Origin of the sequence: Gudongella oleilytica (genome assembly GCF_004101785.1) — a bacterium.
Classification (GTDB): domain Bacteria; phylum Bacillota; class Clostridia; order Tissierellales; family Tissierellaceae; genus Gudongella; species Gudongella oleilytica.
Genome location: NZ_CP035130.1, coordinates 2,125,965 through 2,147,965, shown reverse-complemented (window position 1 = coordinate 2,147,965; position 22,001 = coordinate 2,125,965). Strand labels below are relative to the sequence as shown.

The window sequence follows — 22,001 nt, the reverse complement described above, 5'->3', positions numbered from 1 at the left end:
AATGCCCAGAAAGAATAGATTAATTGAATTTAGAATAGAAAGACTTGAGTTCCCAAATAAAGGGATCGGAGAGTTTGAGGGGAAATCAATCAGGATCAAGGGAGGTTTGCCTGGGCAAAAGATTACAGCCAGGGTCTCCAGGAGGCGAAAGGATTATTGGGAGGCAAAGCCTGTCGAGGTTATTGAAAGATCCCCTTTGGAAACTCAGAAAGGTTGTGCTCACATAGGAATTTGCGGGGGATGTTCCTACCAGGCGCTCTCCTATGAGGATGAGCTTAAGCTTAAGCATTCTCAGGTTCAGGATCTGTTTGACAAGGAAGGACTTGGAATAAAGCTTGAGGAAATTGAACCTTCACCCATAGTCAGCGGATATAGAAACAAGATGGAATATACCTTTGGTGACGAAATAAAGGATGGTCCCCTGGCTCTTGGCCTTCACATGAAAAACAGGTTCTATGAAGTTGTAAATACCTATGACTGTAATATAGTCCACAAGGATTTTACTATAATAAGAGAGGCTGTAAGAAACCACTTCGACAATTTGGGAGTATCCTTTTACAATAAGAGAAACCATGAGGGTGTTCTAAGGCACCTTGTTATAAGAAGAGCCCACAGCACAGGAGAGATCCTTGTAAATCTAGTGACTTCAAGCCAAGAGTTCATAGACAGAGAAGCATTTAAAAATATACTCCTTGAATTGAGGGGAAATATTAATGGCAGCATAACCGGAATACTCCACACAATAAATGACGGCCTTGGAGACACGGTAACAGCCGATTCAATGGAGCTTTTATACGGGAAGGACAACATTAGAGAAGAGATCCTGGGTCTCAGGTTCGACATTTCTCCTTTCTCATTTTTCCAGACAAACACTTCGTCGGCGGAAAGATTGTATTCAATGGCAAGGGAATTTGCCGGGGATAAAAGAGACAGGATAATATTCGACCTTTACTCCGGTACAGGGACCATAGCCCAAATGATGGCAGCAGTAGCAAAAAAGGTAATTGGCATAGAAATAGTGGAAGAGGCTGTTGAAAAAGCAAGAGATAATGCCAAGATTAACGGGCTTAACAATGTAGAATTCATAGCTGATGATGTATTCCATGGAGTTGAAAAACTGGAATATAGGCCTGATCTAATAATTCTCGATCCCCCGAGAGATGGAATTCATCCAAAATCCATCGAGAAGATCATAGACTTCAGACCAGAAACCTTTGTATATGTGTCCTGTAACCCTGTGACTCTTGTAAGGGATCTGAAAATATTCGTAGAAAAAGGTTATAAAATAAAAAGAGCTAAATGTGTGGACCAATTTCCAAAAACCCCGCATGTGGAGACGGTTGTTTTATTGTCCCACAAAAAACCTGACGATTTTATCAGCATAAAAATGGACTATAGTGAGGACAGAGAAACCCAGCCAGACCGTGTTACCTATAAGTTGATACAGGATTATATAATGAAAAAGTACGGCTTCAAAGTTCACAGTGCTTATATTGCAGAGGTTAAACGCAGTCTTGGCCTCCCTATGTACGACGCACCAAACGCAGTGGAAGAATTGAAACACCCATATAAACCAGCACCTCAACACAAAGTAGAGGCTATCAAAGATGCACTACGTCATTTCAAGGTAATAGATTAAGAAGAACCCTCACGGAGCGTTTTATTCGCTCCGAGAGGGTCTTTTCCTTTATCTGCACCATAACGGCCTATGGCGAAAAAAAATAGTAGGACGATAAACATACGGTATATAATTAGAAGAAACTCTTTAGAGGCAAGGGTTTTATCCGCAAGCCATCAGAAGCATTAGAGCTTTTGTACTCTCTACGTCTCGGGTATCCAGAAACGCCTCAAAGTCTTTGACGACTTCTTTTATGTGTTCTTCTGACTCCTCAGCGTCAGTATAGCTCTGCGAGTCATTATAATCCAATGAAAAGACCTTTCCATCATTCCAGCAGTACTTCCAGCCTGCGGGTAATTCTCCCAGTATCTTATACTTTAAATGTTTAGATAACTGGATAACGATACTCGGATGGTACATATCAGAAGCAGTGCCTACGCTATTGACGCTGTAAATTGCCATCACAGGCTCAAGTCCAAGGTTATAAAGTCTGTCCACTATACCAACCAGTATGGGGTCAGTCAATACCTGTCGTTTTATCTGACACTCATGCTCAGTGCTATTTGTGATGGCCTGTTTACAAATCATGCAATAACTTTTAGTTTCGACAACCATACTCATACCTCCAATAGTAGGAGTAATGCCTTTACAGCCTCGCAATCCCTTGTGTCCAAGTAGTCCTCAAATTGTTTTATCAGTTCATATACTCGAGTTTCTGCACTCTCACCGAATCCAAGGTTATACCAATGTTCCACGTAGGCAATCATATGTAACTCCGACCTATCAGGGGTCACAGTATGCCAATGATATTGCCAGCCTGCGGGCAGTTCTCCCAGCACAGCCTCGCTTATCTTTTGGCCAATATCAATCTTAATTGTTATTAAGTACTTGGAGTCACTTGCTTCTCCCAGCTCCGTGGTAGACCACACCGCAACCATCGGCGTAATCCCCATCATGTACAACCTGTCTACAATCCCTACCATTTCTTTATCAGCCACAACTAAATTCTCTGTCGAACATTTATGTGTTTTTTCACTGCCTACCCATATTTTGCACTTCATGCAATATGACCTAAATTCAATATCCATATTAAAATCCTCCCTTAAATCAGTTTTATTGGCCTTCATATATCGTCTTGTATTTGTAAGCCGTCTGCCTGCTAATACCACATACACGAGCCAGTTCAGTAAGGGTTAAGTCCCCAGACTTGTATTTTGGATAATGGCGAAGAAATCCAGTGGGTATGTTATCCAGTGTAGTTTTAGGTCGTCCAATCACAGCACCCTTTGCCTTAGCATTTGCCATGCCTGACTTAACTCTCTGCGAAATAATCGCAGCCTCAAGCTCGGCAAACACGCCCCACATTAGAATCATTCCTCGGCTCATAGGGTCATCCTTGCTACAATCTATTTCCAGACCTCCTATAATGAGTTTTATTCGCCTTTCCTGAGCTATTTCGATAATTTCGCACAACTGTTTGGTAGACCTTGATATACGGCTCACCTCGGTAGTAGCTATCGCATCGCCTTCCTCAATTCTTTCCAATAGCCTCTCCCACTCAACCTTGACAAGTTTCTTGCCACTTACGTATTCAAAGTAGATGTGTTCGTCATTTACACCCAGTTTCCGTAGTTCTCGCCTTTGACGGTCAATATCCTGTCTTGATTCATCAGTACTACATCTGCAATAACCATAGATTGTACTCATAATTAAAACCTCCTTCCTTTTCATTGACATCTTCATCTACTGCCTGAACGCCTGAATTTCCAAGAGTGTAAAGAAAACCGTCATTTTTCTTTCTTTGACATTTGCATCATTTTATACGCCTCAAAGACCGCATAAAATCAAAATTCTTATTTTCCACGAATCCCGACAGTATCAGGCTTACTGCAATAACGAAAGGTATTCTTTTCGTTGACACGACTCTACCGGGCCACGAACCTATAGTCAATAGGTATTTTTCAGTTCTATCCGATACCATCGAGCTTCTTGCGTCAGGTAGTCATTTTAACCTTTATTAAAGACGCAATAAAACATACCCCTTAGCAGGGTTAGGTTTTTCTGCTAAGGGGTATATTTTTGCCTATCGAAATTCCATCGACATCAACACACGTCAATTTTTTACATTCCAAGTCGACCAAAACCTCAAGAGCCGACTTCAACATCTTTGTAGCTCGATTTAGAACGTCTTTAATTTCTTTCATCAAGTTTTAACCGACCCTATCAGGCCTCCCTTTAGCCAAACAAATTTATAAAAATTTTTGCGATAAATTTACCACTTTAAATCCAATTTCTAAATATTATTTCGGATTTAAATTGTGAGCATAGATGCTAAAATATAAATAAATTAATAAACATGTTTTATAAAAGAATTAGCATAGAGTACAGCAAATGTAGTAATTTCAACTATTATAAAGATTTATCTTTTTAAAAAGTAATTTTATGATATAATAACTTACAAAAGAAAGGTGGTAGCGTGAACTTGAAGTTTATAGATTTATTTGCTGGTATAGGTGGTTTTAGGTTAGGATTTGAACGAGAGGGTTTTGAGTGTGTATATAGTAGTGAAATAGATGAACATGCTTGTAGTGTATATGAAGCTAATTTTGGAGAAAACCCATATAGTGATATAACAAAAGTTGACCCAAAAGAAATTCCAGATTTTGATGTGTTATTAGCAGGTTTTCCTTGTCAAACATTTTCTATTTGTGGTAAACAGAAAGGTTTTTATGATACTACAAGAGGAACGCTTTTTTTTGATATATGTAGAATATTAGAAGCAAAAAAACCTAAAGCATTTGTATTAGAGAATGTTAGTAATCTTGAGAAACATGATAAGGGTAAAACATTAACTATCATGTTAGATAGCTTACATGAGTTAGGATATACAGTAAATTATAAAGTTTTAAATGCAAAAGACTTCGGTGTACCTCAAAATAGAGAGAGAATAATTATAGTAGGTAGTATAGATGGTTTTTTATTTGATTTTGAAAAATTAGAAAAAAAACCTGTTATATCAATGAAACCTTTTTTGGATAAAGATGGAAGCTTTGATTACCTAAATGAAGATGAGTATACTTTAATAGATAAAAAGTATATAAATGTTCAGAAATCTGGATTAATATTTGTAGGATATAGAAATAAAAAAATTAGAACAGTAGGGGTTAGACCTGGAACAGAACATTTATCAAGGGTTCACAAACAACCTAATAGAATTTATTCTGCAGAGGGGATACATCCTACAATAGCATCACAAGAAACAAGTGGAAGGTACTGGATTTTAGTGGATGGGAAAGTAAGAAAATTAACACTTAATGAGTGTTTTCGATTTATGGGTTTTCCAGAAAACTTTAAGAAAGTTGGGACCATAGGTCAGTTGTATCTACGAGTAGGTAACAGCATATGTGTAAACATGGTACAAGCTGTTGCAAAAGAAATTAAAAATCAATTCTTCACAAAGGGGGTAAATGTTGAAATGACAGAACCAATGCAGTTCCTTGAATCAATATATCAAGAAGCAATAGCCATGAAAGATATTAGCGAAGCAGGTTTAACAAAAAAACAGTTGGATTGGGTAAATGCTATTGTAGAAAAAGAGGAAACACAAAAAGGTGTTTTTACAGTAACATTTACAAGTTTAACTTATAAATGTCTACATCCAGAGCAAGATGTTCGATTACATCAAGCAAATATGGAAGGTGGGTATAGCGGAAGAACTTTTGATACTAAATATGTTACACCTTTCTTAAAGAGCAAGAGGTTTTATGGTGCAATGAAAGAGAGTGGTTGGTTGACAAGAAGTTTGGAACAAAATATTCCATACCACAAAGACTTTCCAGGTAAGATTAGTAATAAAAAAGTAAAGGAAGCATTTTTAAATATATTAGATGACATAGAAACAAATAAAGCAGACCCTAAAAAGTATTTAAAAGCAATAATTAAAGGTAGTGTAGTTGAAAAAAGTAAAAAAGCCTTGGTGTTAATAAACCCAATAGAAGCTGAAACCAAATTAAGTATTAATGATATAATGTTATATTTACATAGACACTTTTATTATAAATACAAAAGCAGAGGTGCTTCTATACTTCCAGTTTTAGCCTTATATAGTGTGTATGAATGTATAGTAGAGGAATTAAAGAGGTTTAAGGGTAAAAAATTAGATGCATTAGCATCACATACAAGTAGTGATAGAAGTAGTGGTGCAACAGGTGATATAGTAGTAAGAAATGAAGATGGTAGTTTATATGAGGTAGTAGAAGTAAAATTTGATATTGCACCTGATAGTATCATGATTGAGGATGCGTATAAGAAAATAGCAACAACGACAATCCAAAGATATTATGTATTAAGTACAGAAAGTCCAATAGATGAGGAGTATGAGAAAATACAGGCAGTTGTAAGTAGAATAAGAGAAGAGCATGGATGTCAAGTAATTATAAATGGGGTTTTTCCGACTTTAAAATATTATCTCAGATTATTAGAGAATACTGATAAATTTGTTGAAAGGTATCTTTATAATTTAGCAAATGACCCTGAAATCAATTATGAGCAAAAACTTGCTTGGAACATTATAACAAATGAGGAAAATGATTAAAATGGTTAAAATTGTATTTAAGCAACCTTAAACCATAATGAGGTAAGTAATTTATTGAAATCCTAATGATGACAATTCTATCAAATGACAAAATATAACATATATCTTCTTCCCTCACATAGTCAAGTATTTCCTTTAACTTTGGACGATTAGTGGTTTACACTTTTGCTCAATAAAGTTTAATCCACATAAATCTATAGAAACAGTCCTTATCCAAGGGCTGTTTTTCTTATCCAAACCTCTCCAATCGCCCTACAACCGCCTCAACACCCCTCCTAAGTATCATAAGACTACTTCTCCACCTAAAACCCCACAGAACGCTCCCAGACGCCTAAAAAGCATAGTTTAGTGGGCTTTTATCGGAGGTAAGCCTCCACTTAATGTATAGCACGCTCAATGAGCAACTACGAAAGTCGTACCCACGCATTGAGCGTTACGCTCATTGACGTATGCGCTCACTCAGCCTAAAATTCTTAAAATAATATTGACAACACGCTCAATGAGTGGTATATTATACATATACACTCAATGAGCGTGTCGTCACTTATAAGGAGGTAATTAAGATGACTACTGCTGAAAGAATTAAGCAAGCACGGCTAAAAGCAGGGCTTTCAAAGAAAGAATTATCTGAAAAATATAGAATTCCTCTAAGAAGTATTCAGCAATGGGAAGAAGGCAGTCGTAAGCCACCAGAGTATGTAATCGACCTATTGGTACGTTGCTTAGAACTTGATTTCAACCATGAACCCGCAGAGCAGGAACAGGATTTATCCGCACCGAAGCAACTTATCTTTACCGACCACATAGGCAAACCGCTTAAAGAGCCTTTTCTATCGGCCGTTAAGCAAGCTTACGACGATAGAAAAGTACAATTCATACCCGCCACAGACGATGAAGGCAACCAGATTGAGAACCCTCGCAAAGGCAAGCTCTACATGGTCTTAGCCCCCGAAGAATACGGCTTAGACATGGGTTTTGAGTTCAGGATAAAGGAGGTATAAATTATGGTTACGATTACAGAGCTTAAAAATATGCTCGACCTATTAACAATTGACACCTTAACCAATATTAATCGCAAGATAGTCACCGAGGAGCCTTATAGCTGGGGACGCACCCCGCTACTACACTACGCCCCCGAAGCATTAGCCGACTATGCAGATGCTATTTATCGGTACGTCATCGCCCCTCTTGACCCAGACACTGCTACAGACGACGACCTCAACCAATACATAGCCCAATACCTTGCCCATTACGAGCAAGCGGAAACTGCCTTTGCCTCGGTCAGTGTAGACCTTGCCCATAGACTAATCACCATCAGTCGTACACCGATTAAGCCAGAGCTTCCGCCAAACTTCATAGACGAAGGCGATAACGTTTACAACCTAATCGCAGACTACTTCGACGGCAAATCCTACGACCTTTACCCTCATTTCAGCAATTTCTTGTATTCTTACTTGTCCCCACTCCGTCGAGCCGACCTAATCGCACACGACCAACGCCTAATCGACCTTGTCAAAGAGGCAGACGAGCTTATAGCCCCTCACAACAAAGCTCTCAGTGCTTTTATCGGGCGTGAGCTTAAGCGATTACAGTCAGCAGTCAAAGACCGTATCAGATACACCAAACTAAAGCCTGAGGACATAGACACGCTAAAACGCAACCATCACCGCATCCTAACAGACGACTGGCAATCCATTAACCAAGCTATCAACACACGCTCTTTATCGGCCTCCATCTTAAAACTGATAAAACGCACCCTGCAAGACCTTAAGACTGCACCAAAGCCAGCACCAAAGCCAGCACCAAAGCCAGTTATGTCTTTATCCGCCTACATCCAGCACTTTACGGACAGCTTGGAGGCAGCCTACGCCAAGCTAATGGCTAAAAGAGCCAATGCCTATGCTGACGGTGTCGACCCCATTGACGACATTAAAGCTGGACTGCTTGCATCACAGCGAGCCGTCACCCAAGGTATCGACCTATCAGGCATAGAGGAGACACAGGCAAAGGGCAGGGAGTTTTTCAGTCATTTTAGTAATTTAAGGGCGATTTTAACGGCCTGCTTACAGATAGACCTATATACACTCTCAGTAGATAGCGTTTTTACACCAGAGGTACTAAATCATGGCGTTATACAGGGCATACTTGCTTTTACCGCTAAGCTCCGTCCACACTTTAAGACCCGCAATCTTATACTTATGTATGACCGTCTTGCCGAGGAGTTATATAGCTCTATCAGCAGACACACCTGTGGTTTTGCCGATGCACTGCCTCTACCAGACATCGCACCACTATCAGACGATGTCATAGCAATCACACCCAAAGCTCCCCGCATTGCACCTGACAGTAAGCCGTTGCCCTTTGACTTGACACAGCCTATACAGGATATACTTAGCACCCTTGGTGCAGATGTAGTCACCACGGACACCGAGGTTTTATCCGCACCAGACCCCAGCACCTTAACGCCAGTCGACGACCAGACCCTAAAAACCATAGCCTGCTACCTTACAGGTAGTGCCTCCACTCCGTACTTGTTTAATGGCGACCTGATAATCCACAGCCCCCAAACAAACCAATACCTAAAAGTCCTGCCCACCATACGAGAGGACGGCTACGCAGACTACGTATTTACTGCCTACAACATCAAAGCCCTAAAAGACCGCATTAACACTTTACAGGGGGTTTTATTAGCCGACCCAAGGTATCGTAGTAGTCTGTCACCATGTATCACCCATATCCCGCAGGGCGACCCTGTAGCACGTCAAAAAGCCATTAAGGATATGCAGGAGTTGGCCGACATACTGTTAGCTCAAGTTAATGACCTCTACAAGTACGATGCTGATGATTATGATGGCGATACCGATTATGTTGTCACCAAACGCACCATACGTCAGATAGTCCAGACCCCGTACTACAAACCGATTTATCTGTCTGCACATCGTCTGGCAGCCTATGTCTACTACCCTAAGGAGTACTCAACTTATATAGCAGCCAAACCAACCGACCCTATAACGGGCAAGCCATTGGTTTACCACGTCCACCACAAAGATGGGTGCCGAAGCAACAACTGCCCAAAAAACCTTGAAATCGTATCTAAGCAGACAAACGACACAAGCAGGAGTACCAGCAAACCCGTGATTTATCAGGGCATCCATTATGACACAATCAAAGACTTTGCTGTTGCCAATGGGTTTAGCCATGATGCACTACGCCAAGCAATCAGCAGGGCAAAGCGGCAAGGCAAAACTGTTATTACCCATAAAGGGCTCAACATACATTTATCTAATGATGGTAGCGTATCAATCAATAACTAATAAAATAAGCCCTTAACCCCGTGATATCAGAGTTAAGGGCTTATATGTCACACGAGGTAAGTCGTATTTTTGCATAATACAATTTCCAGTTACCCAAAATCCAATTTCTAAAGATTTTATTTGCTTTTCCACGATTTTTATTTAATTTTTAGTCCTCCTGTCCAAAACACCATAAAATGACCTGTTAAGCTCTACGCCATCGGGCTTAACCTCAAAAATACACAGATGTCACACGCCATATATATATATAAAAAATTCAAAGTGCGACTCCACCTGCCACCATCACCCTCCCCATTTACCATTTATGTTAATATTTACCATTTACCTGTCGTGTCCAAAGAGCCGTCGCACCCGTAGCCTTGTAGTCCTTACGGCTTCCTCGTCTACGTCGCAGGCAATCACCCTACGACCCCCAAGCTCAAGGGCAGCTACGACAGTCGACCCTCCGCCACACATAATGTCGCAGATTACGTCGCCATCTTTAGTGAGCCGACGCAAAAGCTCTTTAACCCCCTCAACGCTCTGCCCCCACTTATGGTATGTTTTATCTGTACCGTCAGGGTCTGGCGGGGCTTCGATTAAATCGTAAACCATCTTTCCTTCGTACTTTCCCTTGACATACCATAAGACGTGTTTAACCGCCGTAGCCACATTACGACTATGTATCAATGGTGAGCCGTTGCTTTTACAGACGTAAGCGAGCGTCCAGTTGTACCGTAACCTTTTATCCGTAGACAGCTCCACAATAGCCTTGTCAAGATTAGCTCCTCCACACAACACCAGCAGTGAGCCTCCCTCTCTCAATATCCTACCAGCTACGGTAGATATATGACTGTAAAGCTCCTCGACCGTCTTAACGTCGTACGGAGGGTCTACAAATATCAAATCCACAGACTCATCTTTTATTTGTGGTAGGCCTGTCCTAATGTCATCAACAAACACCTCGACGTCCTCCTCTGTGACAGTCAGCAGAGGATTTTTATTTGCCCTTGTACACTCCTTGTATAACAACCTTTGGCAGTATCTTGGCGACCTACTCCCTCTCTCCATCATCTTATCAAGTACACCCGGGGTCTTTATAGCTCGTATCGACCGTCCACTCAACCCATCGAGAATATCTGGATGCTCCATTATGTACGGATGGTTCGTCCAGTCGTACGCACCTGTGTCCACCTGTCCATTTTGGACAGTTTTATCTGCTAATTCCCGCCTTACAGAGCCGACCGTAGTAGGCGATACACCCAACATCTTGGCAATTTGTCTATCAGACAGTTCGGGAGCAACCCGCAGTCTGTCGGTAATCTGACGTCTTTTCTCGCTTTGCGTAGGCGGTTTTATTTGCTTACGCACTTTATCACCTCCTATGAGCCGATACCATTTTATCATACATTTTGCGTAACAATCAAAATCAAATGTGTGCCTTGCTCAAATCTTATCAAAAGTCACAGGAGGGTACATAGATGGATAAGGGTAGAGCAAGAGAAAAATTTGTGTCAATTATGGCTTCAATGATTGAGAAGTACGGAGAAGAAGTGCTTGTGGAAATAGAAGCCGACAGTCAAAAATAGGATATGTTTTATCAGGACTACTTACGCAGGTAGTCCTTTTTATTTACACACAAGACCGTTCTGTGTGATATAATAGCTCACAAAGGACGGTGGTATGTATGAAAAAACGGAAAAAAGCAGTAGTGTACTTGCGAGTATCAACATCTATGCAAGTAGACGGCTATTCTTTGGACGCACAAAGAGCGTCCATTGAGCGATATGCAAGAGCCTTTGACATAGATATAATTGACGTTTACAAAGATGAGGGTCGGTCAGGTAAGTCCATTGCAGGGCGAGAAGATTTTATCCGTATGTTCAACGACATTGAGGAGGGTAAAATAGATGTTGATTATGTAATGGTTTTTAAACTCTCACGTTTTGGTCGTAATTCGGCCGATGTGTTATTCTCACTACAAAAACTTCAACAGTACAATGTAAATCTGATTTGCACAGAGGAAGGGCTAAACTCAGCGCAAGCGTATAGTAAGATGATGTTAACAGTTTTATCCGCAGTAGCTGAGCTCGAGCGTGATAATATAGTAGACCAGACTATGTCTGGTCGTAAACAAAAAGCCAGTGAAGGTAAGTGGAATGGAGGTTTCCCGCCATACGGATACGGCATAAACGAGGACGATATTTTAGTAATCAATGATAAAGAAGCCGAAGCCATACGCATTATTTATAAGAAGTACTTAGAGGGTCTTGGGTTCAACGCAATATCAAAATATCTTAAGCGTCAGGGTATAGATAAAATACCTCGCAAAAACGGAACTCTTACACAATGGAGTGCCAAGCTAATCAAAGACATCATCGACAACCCAGTATATTGCGGGAAAATCGCTTACGGACGACGTACAAAGAAAAAGAAGAAAGGTACAGACAACGAGTACCAGACAGTTAAGCAAGTAAAGGACGCCTACATAATTGCTCAGGGAAAACATGAGTCAATTATATCTGAAGAAGATTGGATTAAAGCTCAACAACGCAGAGAGGAAACAGGAGTAGCCTCCCCATCTTCTATCGGGCGCAACAGAGTACACATTTTATCGGGGATACTCCGCTGTCCAGAGTGTGGCGGTCCAATGTATACCAACAAAAATGCGTGGGTGCGTAAAGACGGAACACCAGTGGAGCGCCACTATTATGTATGCTCCCGTGCCTATCACGCAAGAGGAATAGATTGCAAGTACAAGGCGAGCCTGCGAGAGGATGTTATTGAGCAAGATGTAATCAAAGCAATAAAGACTTTATCGGCAGACCAAGGCTTTGAGGAAGAAGTAAAAGCCAAGATAGGTAAAACCTTTGATACAGCGGAAATTGATAAAGAGTTGACTCAGTACGAAAAAGCACTTAAACAGGCAACAGCAGTAAAAGATACATTAGAGCGTGAAATAGATACGCTACCTTACGATGCACCTCACAGAGACAGGAAGTTGCAAGACCTTAACAAGCGATTAGATAAAGCCTATGACGACCTCATCGAGGTTGAGCAACTTATAGATGACTTAAAAATACGTCGTGCAGCAATCAGGTCTAATGCTTTATCGGTAGAGCAGATATACACTCTGCTTGAGAATTTCGAACTCCTCTTTGATAAATTAACAGCTGAGGAAAAACGGCAGGTAATATCAGCATTAGTAAAAGAGGTTGAGGTTACTAAAGAGCCGTCTGGTAGGAAAAAGAGCGACACCAAGAGTCGTTTGAGGTCTATAACCTTTAATTTCCCAATATACTACGACGGTAATGTTGGTGATAAAATTTTGTGGGAAAAAGATACGCACGTTGAGTGCGTGGTGTTGATGTCAAGGGTAAAATGAGAGGTGTGCGAAAAGCCTAGTAATACTGGGATTTTTGCGTATTTGTGATATAATTCCATTGTATGAAAATAGAAAAAATATCGCTTCGTGGGAATATATCCGAGAGGATGATATTGACCCGTACAGAGCGATATAGATGTCATAGTCTGGCGAGTGGTCAGGATAGATGTCAGCGGTTCGCGTGTGGTCGATTTAGATGTTTTTCGGATTTTGGGAGGGTTGTGTGGTCAGGTTGGATTTGTAGATCAATCTCGATATTAAACGACACTGACAGGCGGGGGTGCGCCTCCGCACTTTCGTCTTTGATGCGGACAAGTTCATTCAAAACCTCCTGAAAATCAAGCCCTCCGTTTGAGGAATATATATCCGGCACGTTTTCCAGCACGGCAAACTTCGGGTATTCGTTGCCTGTGGCGGCGAGCATTTCCTTAATGATTCGTATCACCTGAAAGAACAGTCCCGACAGCTCGCCGTGAAGTCCGGCGCGCTTGCCCGCGACTGAAAGGTCTTGGCAGCAAAAACCGCCCGTGACGATATCCACGGGCTGCACTTTGGAACCGTCTATCTTGTTGATATCGCCCAAGTGTTTCATCCGCGGCAGGCGTTTGGTGGTTACCCGTATGGGGAACGACTCGATTTCGGAAGCCCAGAGCGGTTCGATTCCCGTTAAAACGGCCCCGAGCGGAAAACCGCCGGAGCCGTCGAAAAGCGAACCGAGCGTAAGCATTTTATCCACGTCCCGCCACCTCCTTGACGAGGTCGGCATAGGCAAACGTCTTTCCGCCGCGCTCGCAGGTGATGTCTTCATCGTTTCCTTTGAACTCGGCGTACCGGCGCAGGATGACGGAAGCATATTTTTCATCCAGTTCCATCATGCAGCAGATGCGGTCGGTCTGCTCACAGGCGATGAGCGTGGAACCGGAGCCGCCGAAGGTGTCCAGCACGATGCCGTTTGCCTGACTGGAGTTGCGGATGGGATAGGTCAGCAGGTCGAGGGGCTTGCTTGTTGGGTGGTCGCTGTTTTTCTTTGCTTGGCGAAATTCCAGACGGTGGCTTCCAAGCGCCCCGCGTACCACTTGTGGGTGCCGGTTTTGAGCCAGCCATACAGAATCGGCTCGTGCTGCCACTGGTATGGCGAGCACCTCATCACAAAGCTGTCCTTCACCCAGATGCAGGTGCCGGAGAGGTGAAAGCCCGCTTCCCGGAACGCCGAGAGCAGGAAAGCGTAGAACTGACCGGGCTCCTGGCTGTCGTTCTTGATTTTCAGCCCGCCGGAGCCTTTGAAATCCACGTTGTACGGCGGGTCGGTCAGAACAAGATTTGCTTTTCGTCCGTTCATCAGCCTTTTGACCGTGTCCGCATCGGTGGCGTCGCCGCAGATCAGGCGGTGGTGCCCCAGCGTCCACACATCGCCGGGCAAAACAAAAGCCGCCTCTTCCAAAGCGGCTGTTAAATCGAAGTCATCGTCCTGTACCCTGTTGCCGTCATCGGCAAAGAGCTTTTCGATTTTCTTCGGGTCGAATCCTGTGAGCTCCAGATCGAAGCCGAGGTCTTTCAGTTCCCCGAATTCCAGGGCCAGCAGTTCTTCGTCCCATCTGGCGTTCAGCGCCAGCCGGTTGTCCGCAAGAATATAGGCGCGCTTCTGCGCTTCGGTCAGATGTTCCGCAAACACGCAGGGAATCTCGGTCAGCTCTTCTTCGCGGGCGGCCAGCACACGTCCGTGCCCGGCGATGATGTTGTAGTCCTTATCCACAATTACGGGGTTGACAAAGCCGAATTCCCGCAGGGAGGCGCGGAGCTGCAGAATCTGCTCCTTGGAGTGCGTCCGGGCGTTCCGGGCATACGGCACCAGCTTGTCAATATTCACCTTTTCAAACCGTTCGGTCGACTGCATCTCTTAAAACCCCCTGTTTTTCAGCATTTCGAGAAATTCGTTCTTTCCCTCGTATTTCGTTTCGCAGTTCTGCGAGACGATCAGCCAAATCTGGTTGTAGACCGCCATCATGGCCTTCTGGTAATCCAGCTCCATGTTGACGTAAGGCGACCGCTTGCCGGACGCGATGCGCCCCAGCCTGCGGTTCATGTATTCGCATTCTAGATAGGCCCTGCGCAGAAACGCAAAGTCCTCGATGAGGTTGGGCGCGATTAGTTCCCCGCACCCGGACCCGTCGATCCAATCGGCGAGCATTTTGTAAATTTTGCTGGCTGGCGGCAGGACGTCGCCACCTTCCTTGGCGGTCATGTCCAGATAGGTGGGCAGGCGGTGCACGTCCTTTGATTTCTTTGATTTTTCAGCGTTTGATTTTTCCGGGGTCTCGCCCTGAAATTTCAAAACAGTCAGCTCCCGCTTGCCTGGGTTGCCCTCCAGGAGCTTGTCGGCAAGCGGCTTTTTGGGGCGGTCCGCACAGGGCCTTGCTCCTCCTCTCGGCACGGACCTCACCTCCATTATGCATCTTTGAAAAAGTTTTTGAATTTGCGAAAATTTATACGAAAGGCCGGGCGCGCTGCCCAGCTTGAAAACCGTAGAGATTCAGACCACCCCTCCCGATTTCAAAAAATCTAAAAATAATCGCTCCGCTCCGCGTGAATCCTCGAATGGCATTCCTGACACAGCGCCAGCAGATTCGACCAGTCGTTTGTTCCGCCGTCGGTCAGCCTGCGCTTGTGATGAACCAGAACGGCGGGGGTCAGCCTGCCTTCCTCCCGGCACCGTTCGCACAGCGGATAAGCCGCAAGAAAGGCCGCGCGTATCTTCGCCCATGACCTGCCGTAGCGCTTGTTGGACTCCGGGTCGCGGCCGTAACGGTTGTAGCGTTTTGCTTCCAGTTTTGCGTGCTCCTCGCAGTAGCGCCCGGCAGTCAGTCTGGGACAGCCTGGGTAGGCGCAGGGTTTCTTTGGTTTGTACGGCATGGCCTGCTATCTCCTCAAACATAGTAAAAGGACGCGCCCGATTGCGGGTGCGCCCTTCATTTTTTCGCTATTATAGTTATATCACAGGGAAAGGGTGGCTTTCTGTGGCCTTAGGTGGCGAATTCCGCTCACGGGTATCGGCCGTTTGGGTTTATCGGAATAATATCTCTAAATATCTTGTTTTACAGTTGATATTATTCCGATAATGTGGTATACTATAACAAAAGACCGGGAGGTGAAACGATGCAATATATAACCGTAAAACAGGCGTCACAGCGGTGGGGCATATCCGACCGGCGGGTCCGCTTGCTTTGCGCCGAGGGGCGGATCGAGGGAGTCGTCAGAAAAGGGCGTTCCTACCTTATTCCGGCGGACACGTTAAAACCGATTGACGGGCGCAGCCTGCGCGGCAAGGAGATTCCGGAACAATACGCCGCACTCTTTACGTCTATCGACGAGATGAAGGCGGAGCTTGACCGCCGGCGTCCGCTGACCGCGGGGGAACTGAAACGCCTGCAGGATGAATTCCTCGTGGAATTCACCTACAACTCTAACGCCATCGAGGGCAACACGCTCACGCTGCAGGAAACCGCGCTGGCGCTAGAGGGCGTGACCATAGATAAAAAGCCGCTCAAAGACCATTTGGAAGCGGTCGGGCATCGCGACGCTTTCCTTTATGTTGTTTCGCTTGTCAGCGAAAAAATCCCGATTTCGGAACGAATTATTCGCGAAATCCACTCCCTTGTTTTGATGGATCGACCGGAGGATAAGGGCGTGTACCGGAGAATCCCGGTAAAAATTATGGGCGCGTACCACGAACCGCCGCAGCCTTACCTGGTCCCGGTTCAGATGGAACGGCTGGTTGCGGATTTGTCCAAAAACAACCGACACCCCATAGAAACGGCGGCGCTGTTCCACCTGAACTTTGAGGGCATCCACCCGTTCATCGACGGCAACGGCCGCACCGGGCGGCTGATTTTGAACCTGATGCTGATGCAGGCGGGTTATCCGCCCATTGACGTGAAGTTTGCGGACAGGAGAAAATACTACACCTGCTTTGATAGCTATTATCGGGACAACTATGCATCCCCGATGGTGAACATGGTGGGAGAGTATGTAAAGGAAAGGCTTTCCCAATATTTGAACCTATTGCAGGACTAAAAACAGCCTCGCGGAGAGAAAAACCGCGAGGCTGTTTTCTATGGTTCGGCGCGGCGGATCGCGTCCACCTCGTTCAAAGCCTTGTTATGCAGCCGATGCAACCAGCGGATATCGAGATGCAGTGCCACGGAAATTTCCTCCCAGGTGTTGAAGCACAAGTACCGCAGTTCCAGAAGCGTTTGGAGTTCGGGGCTTTCCACGAATTTGATAATGGTTACCACTTCGTGCTTGAGGTCGATGAGGCACTGGAGGTCGGCGTTGATTTCATCCTCCAAGTCCAGCATCTTCACGATAACATCCTCCATCCGGTGGACGTTGCGGTTGTTTTTGTCCGGCGGCACCTGCTTTCTCCGCAAGGATCCGCAGGGAGCGGATCTGCTCCAGCTTCGAATTGATGCGCTGGTCGATGCGGTAGGTTTGGGAAAGGTACTCCTTCGCCGAAAGGGGGCGTGTATCCATAGGGATTCCTCCTCGGGTTTTGTTTCCCTCGGATTGACTCCGCAGATTTTCACAGATTGGCTTTAACGGCTTCGATCAGCGCACTCTGGGCCGCGTCCTTCCGGGACAACGCCTGCAGGATGCGCTCGTCAATCGTGCCTTTTGTGATGATGTGTTGGATGACCACCGTTTCCGATTGCTGTCCCTGCCGCCAGAGACGGGCATTGGTCTGCTGGTAGAGTTCCAGGCTCCATGTCAGCCCAAACCAGATAAGCGTCGAACCGCCGCTCTGCAGGTTCAGCCCGTGTCCGGCCGAAGCGGGATGAATCAGCGCCACCGGAAGCTTGCCCTGATTCCAACTGGTGATAGACTCTGATGTATCCAACTTAGAAAACGGAATATGACGTGCTTTCAGCCTTGCGCCGATTTGTTCCAAATCGTGCTTAAACCAGTACGTCACCAGAGCGGGTTTTCCGTTTGCCGCTTCGATCAGATCCTCCAGCGCATCCAGCTTGCGGTCGTGGATGCGGAGGACGCCGCCGCTGTCGTCGTACACCGCGCCGTTCGCCATCTGGCACAGCTTGTTTGACAGCGCGGCAGCATTGGCGGCGGTTACTTCGCCGTTTGCAGTTTGAAGCACGAGGTCGCGCTTCATTTCCTCGTACCGTTTCCGCTCGGACTCCGACATCCGCACCGGGTATTCGCTTGATACCAGTTCCGGCGTTTTCAGAAAATCGCCTGATCGCACGGAAATGGTGATGTTGGAAATCTTTCGGTAGATGGCTTCCTCCGCACCGGGCAGGGGTTTGTAGCTGAAAATGACCTGCCCGTTTCGCTTGTCTGGGACGAAGTAGTCGGTCCGGTATCGGCCGATGAACCGGCCCAGACGCTCTCCCATGTCCAGAAGCCGGAACTTCGCCCACAGATCCATCAGGCCGTTGCCGGTGGGCGTTCCCGTCAGCCCCACGATGCGTTTAACTTTGGGCCGCACCTTCATCAGGGCCCGGAAGCGCTTTGCTTGGTGGCTTTTGAAGCTGGAAAGCTCGTCGACCACAACCATATCCCACTGCCATAGAATTCCGCTGTTCTCGATGAGCCACGGAACGTTTTCCCGGTTGATGATGTGGATGTCGGCTTGTTTTTGCAAAGCAGCTTTTCGCTCGGCTTCCGTGCCGACCTCCACGGCAAACCGCAGGGCGGACAGGTGCTCCCATTTCTCGATTTCCGCGGGCCAGGTATCCCTTGCCACGCGGAGAGGGGCGATGACCAGAACACGGCGGACCTCAAACCGGTCAAACAGCAGGTCGTTGACCGCTGTTAGTGTAATCACGGTTTTGCTAACCCAAGCTCATATCCAGCAGGACGGCGGCAACGGGATGCTCCTCGATGTATCGGGCGGCATATTGCTGATAGCCGTGCGGAATGAACTTCATCCGGCATCACCTCCCGTAAATTTCAAAATGGTTTCAATCTGTGCTTCGTCGTCCAGCATATAGACTGCAAAGCCCAGGCGGCGGAGCATTCCATGCCGGGCGGCCTGCAGGGGGGCGTGGTTTCTCCCCACGCCTTTTGACCTCTGCAAAGGCGATTCTGCCGCCCGGCAGGAGAATCAGGCGGTCGGGCATTCCGTCCAAACCGGGGCTGACGAATTTGGGGCAGACACCGCCCACTTTTTTGACCGCCAGAACGAGCCTGCGCTCCAGTATTTTCTCTTTCACATACTCCTCCTTTTTCGCTTGCCCGTTTTGCCGGAGGTGCATTTCGTCCAGCCGCCCAAGCGGTTCAGAATGCCCTGGATTTCGTAAGAGTCGGCCTTTTTGATGGACTCCCGAGATTTTCCGAAACACTCGCACCAGATCTCCATCGTGAAGACCTGGGTGCGGCGCACCGTACCTTTTACCCGGGTAGGGTCGTCCGGCGAATGGAAGTACTCAAGCCTGCGGTAAATGTCCATGGCGTCCCAGTTTTCCGGGAGCAGGGTCTCCAGATAGTCGGCCACCAGGCCTTCCCGGTCGTTGTTTTCCATGGCCTCGCGCTGTTCGGCGAAGGCGGCCGCCGCAAGCTCGCCCGTCAGGTACAGCTCCTCGCCTTCGGCGTATCGAACCAGGGCTTCCGCCCAAATCTGATCGATGTCCGAAAGCTCCCACGGATGCTTCGTCCCGTTTCCGGTGACCCGCACCGGCCAGAAGCGGCGGTTGCCGGTAATGTCCCGCAGAAAGCCGCCGTCCGAGTTGGTCGTGCCCACGATGATGCACTGGCGCGGGTGGCTTTCCACCGCGCGGTCGTAGGAGGGGCGGTATTTGTCGTCGGTTCGGGTGATGAAGGACTTCACCGTTTCCACATCCATTTTCTTGATGCCCGTAAGCTCTCCGAGCTCCAGGATCCAGTAGCCCTGCAGCTTTCCGGGAATGAATGATGACCTTAAGATATCTGGATGGGCTTTGAACTCGGAGTACTTCTGTACAATTCTCCACGAACTTAGGAGTGACACAACATATCGAGCAGTAGTCGATAAACTGGTAAATGTTCCCGAAGCCGCCGATACTCGTGATACGGAGGCGATTAAACGCATAGCAACAGCGTACCTGAAACTGTTATTCCCTAATGTCAGAAAAACTACGGACATCACAGCGCGTGACTTCAATCGCTATTGCTTGCGCCGTGCTTGTGCTATGCGAGCTACAATAAAGAACCAATTAGGAATTTTAGATACTGAGTATCGAGGCAAAGACATCCCGCAATTCTCAATAAACGAGGAACTGTGCAATAATGAAAAATGATATAAGATGTTTTGCCTGTGGTAAGGCTCAACTCACAAGGGATGAGGTTGGGACAAACAAAAAGATGCTTGGCCATGATATAAAGCAGTTCTATTGCCTCGACTGTTTTGCTGAGCACCTAGACGTAACAACCGATGAGCTGCTAGCAAAAATTGAAGAATTTAAGGAGCAGGGGTGTACTCTGTTTTAACGGGGGAAACTATGATTTACGCCGACAATGCCGCAACAACAAAAATATCAGATAAAGCTTTTGAAAAAATGCTTCCGTTTCTACAAGAGCAGTATGGTAATGCCTCCAGTCAATATTCACTTGGTATAAAAGCAAAGCGTGCAGTTGAACAGGCGCGTAAACAAGTAGCCGAGGCTATTGGGGCTCAACCGGCCGAAATTACGTTCACCTCCGGTGGTTCAGAAGCTAATAACTGGGTTCTGCAAGGTGTCACAAAATTGTTTAAAGGTGAAGATATCCATATTATAACTTCATCAATTGAACATCACTCTGTCTTAAATGTGTGCCGTGCTCTTGAAACTGAGAACATTAAGGTTACTTATTTGCAAGTTAATAAAAATGGTCTTGTCTTAGTTGATGATGTAATATCGGCAGTCAAACCTAATACCAAATTTGTTTCTATCATGCTTGCTAACAACGAAATTGGAACGATTCAGCCGATAGCAGAAATAGGGAAATACCTTCATGGTAAAGGAATTTTATTCCACACGGACGCTGTCCAAGCCGTCGGACATATACCAGTTGATATAAATAAACTTCACGTTGATTTCCTGTCGGCTTCTGCTCATAAATTTAATGGAGCAAAAGGAACCGGCTTTCTCTATAAACGTGCGAGTGTTGATTTACCCAATCTTGTATTCGGTGGCAAGCAGGAACATGGCTACCGTGCCGGCACGGAAAATGTGGCAGGAATTGTAGCAGCAGGTTATGCAATTGAAGAAAACGTAAAGGAAATGCGAAAAACTGCTGAGCGACTTCAAGCGATGGTACAAACTACAGTTTCAGAAATTCGGGAGAGAATTCCCGACGTCTGGATAAATGGAAACGCAGAATTGCGTTTGCCTGGAACCGTAAACCTTGGATTCAATGGCGTTTCAGGTGAATCGTTGATGAACATTCTTGACCTGAAGGGGGTGTGTGTTTCAACCAGTTCTGCTTGTAATTCTGGAAACGATGAACCTTCCCATGTTTTACTTGCTTTGGGAGTATCCGAAGAACAAGCCAAGTCAGCAATTCGTATTTCATATGGTAAATATAATACTATTGAGGAAGCAGAATACGTTGCTTCAGCAATATGCGATGCATATAGTAAGATCAAATCCGCTATTTGAAAATTGTAAAGAAGGTAATGGCTTATTCCCAAAAGCGGATAAAAATTATCAAATACCGTGGCCATATTCCCACATACGCAAAATGGCTACAAAAACACCTTCGACCTGTTCCCTTGCACGGAAAAATTGCAAAACACATACTCGACATCAATCTGATGCTATCGTGCCATGTTGAAGTCGTAACCCTGCTTACAAGGAGTGAAGCGAGCTGTAAGTAGAGGTACGTCTCATGTCAGTAATGCCCAAAAGCACGATCGAAGAGAAGGAAAAGCAACAGGAAGCAACAGGGACGGTTCCTGTTGCTTTGTATGTATAGGGTATTTAAAAAGGTTGCATACTATAAAGTATAACAACCTTTAGATAAACCAATAACAGTTACAGGAATCTATTCCAAAAAATTACTTATATCCAATTCCATAATATAACGATCATGACCTTCGCCGTATTCATCCTTACTCCAAAACTCAGGACAGAGCTCAGC

21 protein-coding genes are annotated in these 22,001 nt (G+C 45.5%); 9 read left to right on the top strand and 12 right to left on the bottom strand.

Annotation, left to right across the window (positions count from 1 at the left end; translation table 11 throughout):
• Window position 1 precedes the first annotated feature (1 nt).
• Window positions 2-1,639: a 23S rRNA (uracil(1939)-C(5))-methyltransferase RlmD gene (gene rlmD, locus EC328_RS10395; RefSeq protein ID WP_128426724.1), complete on the top strand. Its 1,638-nt coding sequence runs from the start codon at window positions 2-4 to the stop codon at window positions 1,637-1,639.
• A 141-nt stretch (window positions 1,640-1,780) separates the two neighbouring features.
• On the opposite strand, the gene EC328_RS10390 is transcribed toward rlmD, so the two are convergent.
• From EC328_RS10390 to EC328_RS10380, 3 genes are read right to left on the bottom strand one after another with little or no spacing between them, the layout of a single operon-like run.
• A complete protein-coding gene (locus tag EC328_RS10390; protein ID WP_128426723.1) occupies window positions 1,781-2,233 on the bottom strand; it encodes a hypothetical protein in 453 nt (150 codons plus the stop codon).
• A gap of 2 nt (window positions 2,234-2,235) precedes the next feature.
• On the bottom strand, window positions 2,236-2,706 hold the full coding sequence (locus EC328_RS10385; protein ID WP_164906102.1) for a hypothetical protein: 471 nt from the start codon (window positions 2,704-2,706) through the stop codon (window positions 2,236-2,238).
• Between the two features lie 25 nt (window positions 2,707-2,731).
• Window positions 2,732-3,325: a recombinase family protein gene (locus tag EC328_RS10380; protein WP_128426721.1), complete on the bottom strand. Its 594-nt coding sequence runs from the start codon at window positions 3,323-3,325 to the stop codon at window positions 2,732-2,734.
• 775 nt (window positions 3,326-4,100) lie between these two features.
• On the opposite strand from EC328_RS10380, the gene dcm reads away from it, so the two are divergent.
• The 3 genes from dcm (at window position 4,101) to EC328_RS10365 (ending at window position 9,526) form a co-directional block, all read left to right on the top strand.
• Window positions 4,101-6,212: a DNA (cytosine-5-)-methyltransferase gene (gene dcm, locus EC328_RS10375; RefSeq protein WP_240671486.1), complete on the top strand. Its 2,112-nt coding sequence runs from the start codon at window positions 4,101-4,103 to the stop codon at window positions 6,210-6,212.
• A gap of 563 nt (window positions 6,213-6,775) precedes the next feature.
• Window positions 6,776-7,213 carry a helix-turn-helix domain-containing protein gene (locus tag EC328_RS10370; protein ID WP_128426719.1) on the top strand — a complete coding sequence of 146 codons (438 nt, stop codon included), beginning with the start codon at window positions 6,776-6,778 and terminating at the stop codon, window positions 7,211-7,213.
• A 441-nt stretch (window positions 7,214-7,654) separates the two neighbouring features.
• A complete protein-coding gene (locus EC328_RS10365; RefSeq protein WP_164906101.1) occupies window positions 7,655-9,526 on the top strand; it encodes an HNH endonuclease in 1,872 nt (623 codons plus the stop codon).
• A 321-nt stretch (window positions 9,527-9,847) separates the two neighbouring features.
• Here EC328_RS10365 and EC328_RS10360 read toward each other — a convergent pair whose 3' ends face one another.
• On the bottom strand, window positions 9,848-10,876 hold the full coding sequence (locus EC328_RS10360) for a DNA methyltransferase (protein ID WP_164906100.1): 1,029 nt from the start codon (window positions 10,874-10,876) through the stop codon (window positions 9,848-9,850).
• 316 nt (window positions 10,877-11,192) lie between these two features.
• On the opposite strand from EC328_RS10360, the gene EC328_RS10355 reads away from it, so the two are divergent.
• Window positions 11,193-12,890 (top strand): recombinase family protein, encoded by a 1,698-nt coding sequence (locus EC328_RS10355; RefSeq protein ID WP_128426716.1) that lies wholly within the window; start codon window positions 11,193-11,195, stop codon window positions 12,888-12,890.
• A gap of 169 nt (window positions 12,891-13,059) precedes the next feature.
• Here EC328_RS10355 and EC328_RS10350 read toward each other — a convergent pair whose 3' ends face one another.
• The 5 genes from EC328_RS10350 to EC328_RS10335 all read right to left on the bottom strand — a co-directional run bounded on the left by EC328_RS10350 (window position 13,060) and on the right by EC328_RS10335 (window position 15,800).
• A complete protein-coding gene (locus tag EC328_RS10350) occupies window positions 13,060-13,617 on the bottom strand; it encodes a DNA cytosine methyltransferase (RefSeq protein ID WP_128427054.1) in 558 nt (185 codons plus the stop codon).
• Window position 13,618: 1 nt separating this feature from the next.
• Window positions 13,619-13,966: a DNA methyltransferase gene (locus tag EC328_RS11760; RefSeq protein ID WP_240671485.1), complete on the bottom strand. Its 348-nt coding sequence runs from the start codon at window positions 13,964-13,966 to the stop codon at window positions 13,619-13,621.
• The gene (locus EC328_RS10345; RefSeq protein ID WP_240671484.1) at window positions 13,873-14,784 is read right to left on the bottom strand and encodes a ParB N-terminal domain-containing protein; all 912 of its coding nucleotides are present in this window, start codon (window positions 14,782-14,784) and stop codon (window positions 13,873-13,875) included. The genes EC328_RS11760 and EC328_RS10345 overlap by 94 nt, the downstream gene beginning before the upstream one ends.
• Before the next feature lie 3 nt (window positions 14,785-14,787).
• On the bottom strand, window positions 14,788-15,321 hold the full coding sequence (locus EC328_RS10340) for a hypothetical protein (RefSeq protein WP_128426715.1): 534 nt from the start codon (window positions 15,319-15,321) through the stop codon (window positions 14,788-14,790).
• A gap of 128 nt (window positions 15,322-15,449) precedes the next feature.
• Window positions 15,450-15,800: an HNH endonuclease signature motif containing protein gene (locus tag EC328_RS10335; RefSeq protein ID WP_128426714.1), complete on the bottom strand. Its 351-nt coding sequence runs from the start codon at window positions 15,798-15,800 to the stop codon at window positions 15,450-15,452.
• Window positions 15,801-16,043: 243 nt separating this feature from the next.
• Between EC328_RS10335 and EC328_RS10330 the strand changes: the two genes are divergently transcribed.
• Window positions 16,044-16,961, top strand: coding sequence for a Fic family protein (locus EC328_RS10330; RefSeq protein WP_128426713.1), 918 nt, complete (start codon window positions 16,044-16,046; stop codon window positions 16,959-16,961).
• 38 nt (window positions 16,962-16,999) lie between these two features.
• On the opposite strand, the gene EC328_RS10325 is transcribed toward EC328_RS10330, so the two are convergent.
• The 3 genes from EC328_RS10325 to EC328_RS10310 form a co-directional block, all read right to left on the bottom strand.
• Entirely contained in the window at window positions 17,000-17,317 is a 318-nt protein-coding gene (locus EC328_RS10325; protein ID WP_240671483.1) for a DUF1492 domain-containing protein, read from the bottom strand.
• 152 nt (window positions 17,318-17,469) lie between these two features.
• Complete coding sequence (locus EC328_RS10320) at window positions 17,470-18,729, bottom strand: DEAD/DEAH box helicase (protein WP_240671482.1); 1,260 nt, start codon at window positions 18,727-18,729, stop codon at window positions 17,470-17,472.
• A gap of 384 nt (window positions 18,730-19,113) precedes the next feature.
• Window positions 19,114-19,890: a VapE domain-containing protein gene (locus EC328_RS10310; RefSeq protein ID WP_206363860.1), complete on the bottom strand. Its 777-nt coding sequence runs from the start codon at window positions 19,888-19,890 to the stop codon at window positions 19,114-19,116.
• On the opposite strand from EC328_RS10310, the gene EC328_RS11945 reads away from it, so the two are divergent.
• From EC328_RS11945 to EC328_RS10300, 3 genes are read left to right on the top strand one after another with little or no spacing between them, the layout of a single operon-like run.
• Window positions 19,808-20,179 carry a BREX system Lon protease-like protein BrxL gene (locus tag EC328_RS11945; RefSeq protein WP_206363859.1) on the top strand — a complete coding sequence of 124 codons (372 nt, stop codon included), beginning with the start codon at window positions 19,808-19,810 and terminating at the stop codon, window positions 20,177-20,179. The genes EC328_RS10310 and EC328_RS11945 overlap by 83 nt on opposite strands.
• Entirely contained in the window at window positions 20,169-20,369 is a 201-nt protein-coding gene (locus EC328_RS10305; protein WP_128426711.1) for a hypothetical protein, read from the top strand. Before EC328_RS11945 ends, EC328_RS10305 begins: the two co-directional genes overlap by 11 nt.
• 11 nt (window positions 20,370-20,380) lie before the next feature.
• Window positions 20,381-21,520, top strand: a complete 1,140-nt coding sequence (locus tag EC328_RS10300) for a cysteine desulfurase family protein (protein WP_128426710.1) — start codon at window positions 20,381-20,383, stop codon at window positions 21,518-21,520.
• Window positions 21,521-22,001: the final 481 nt, after the last annotated feature.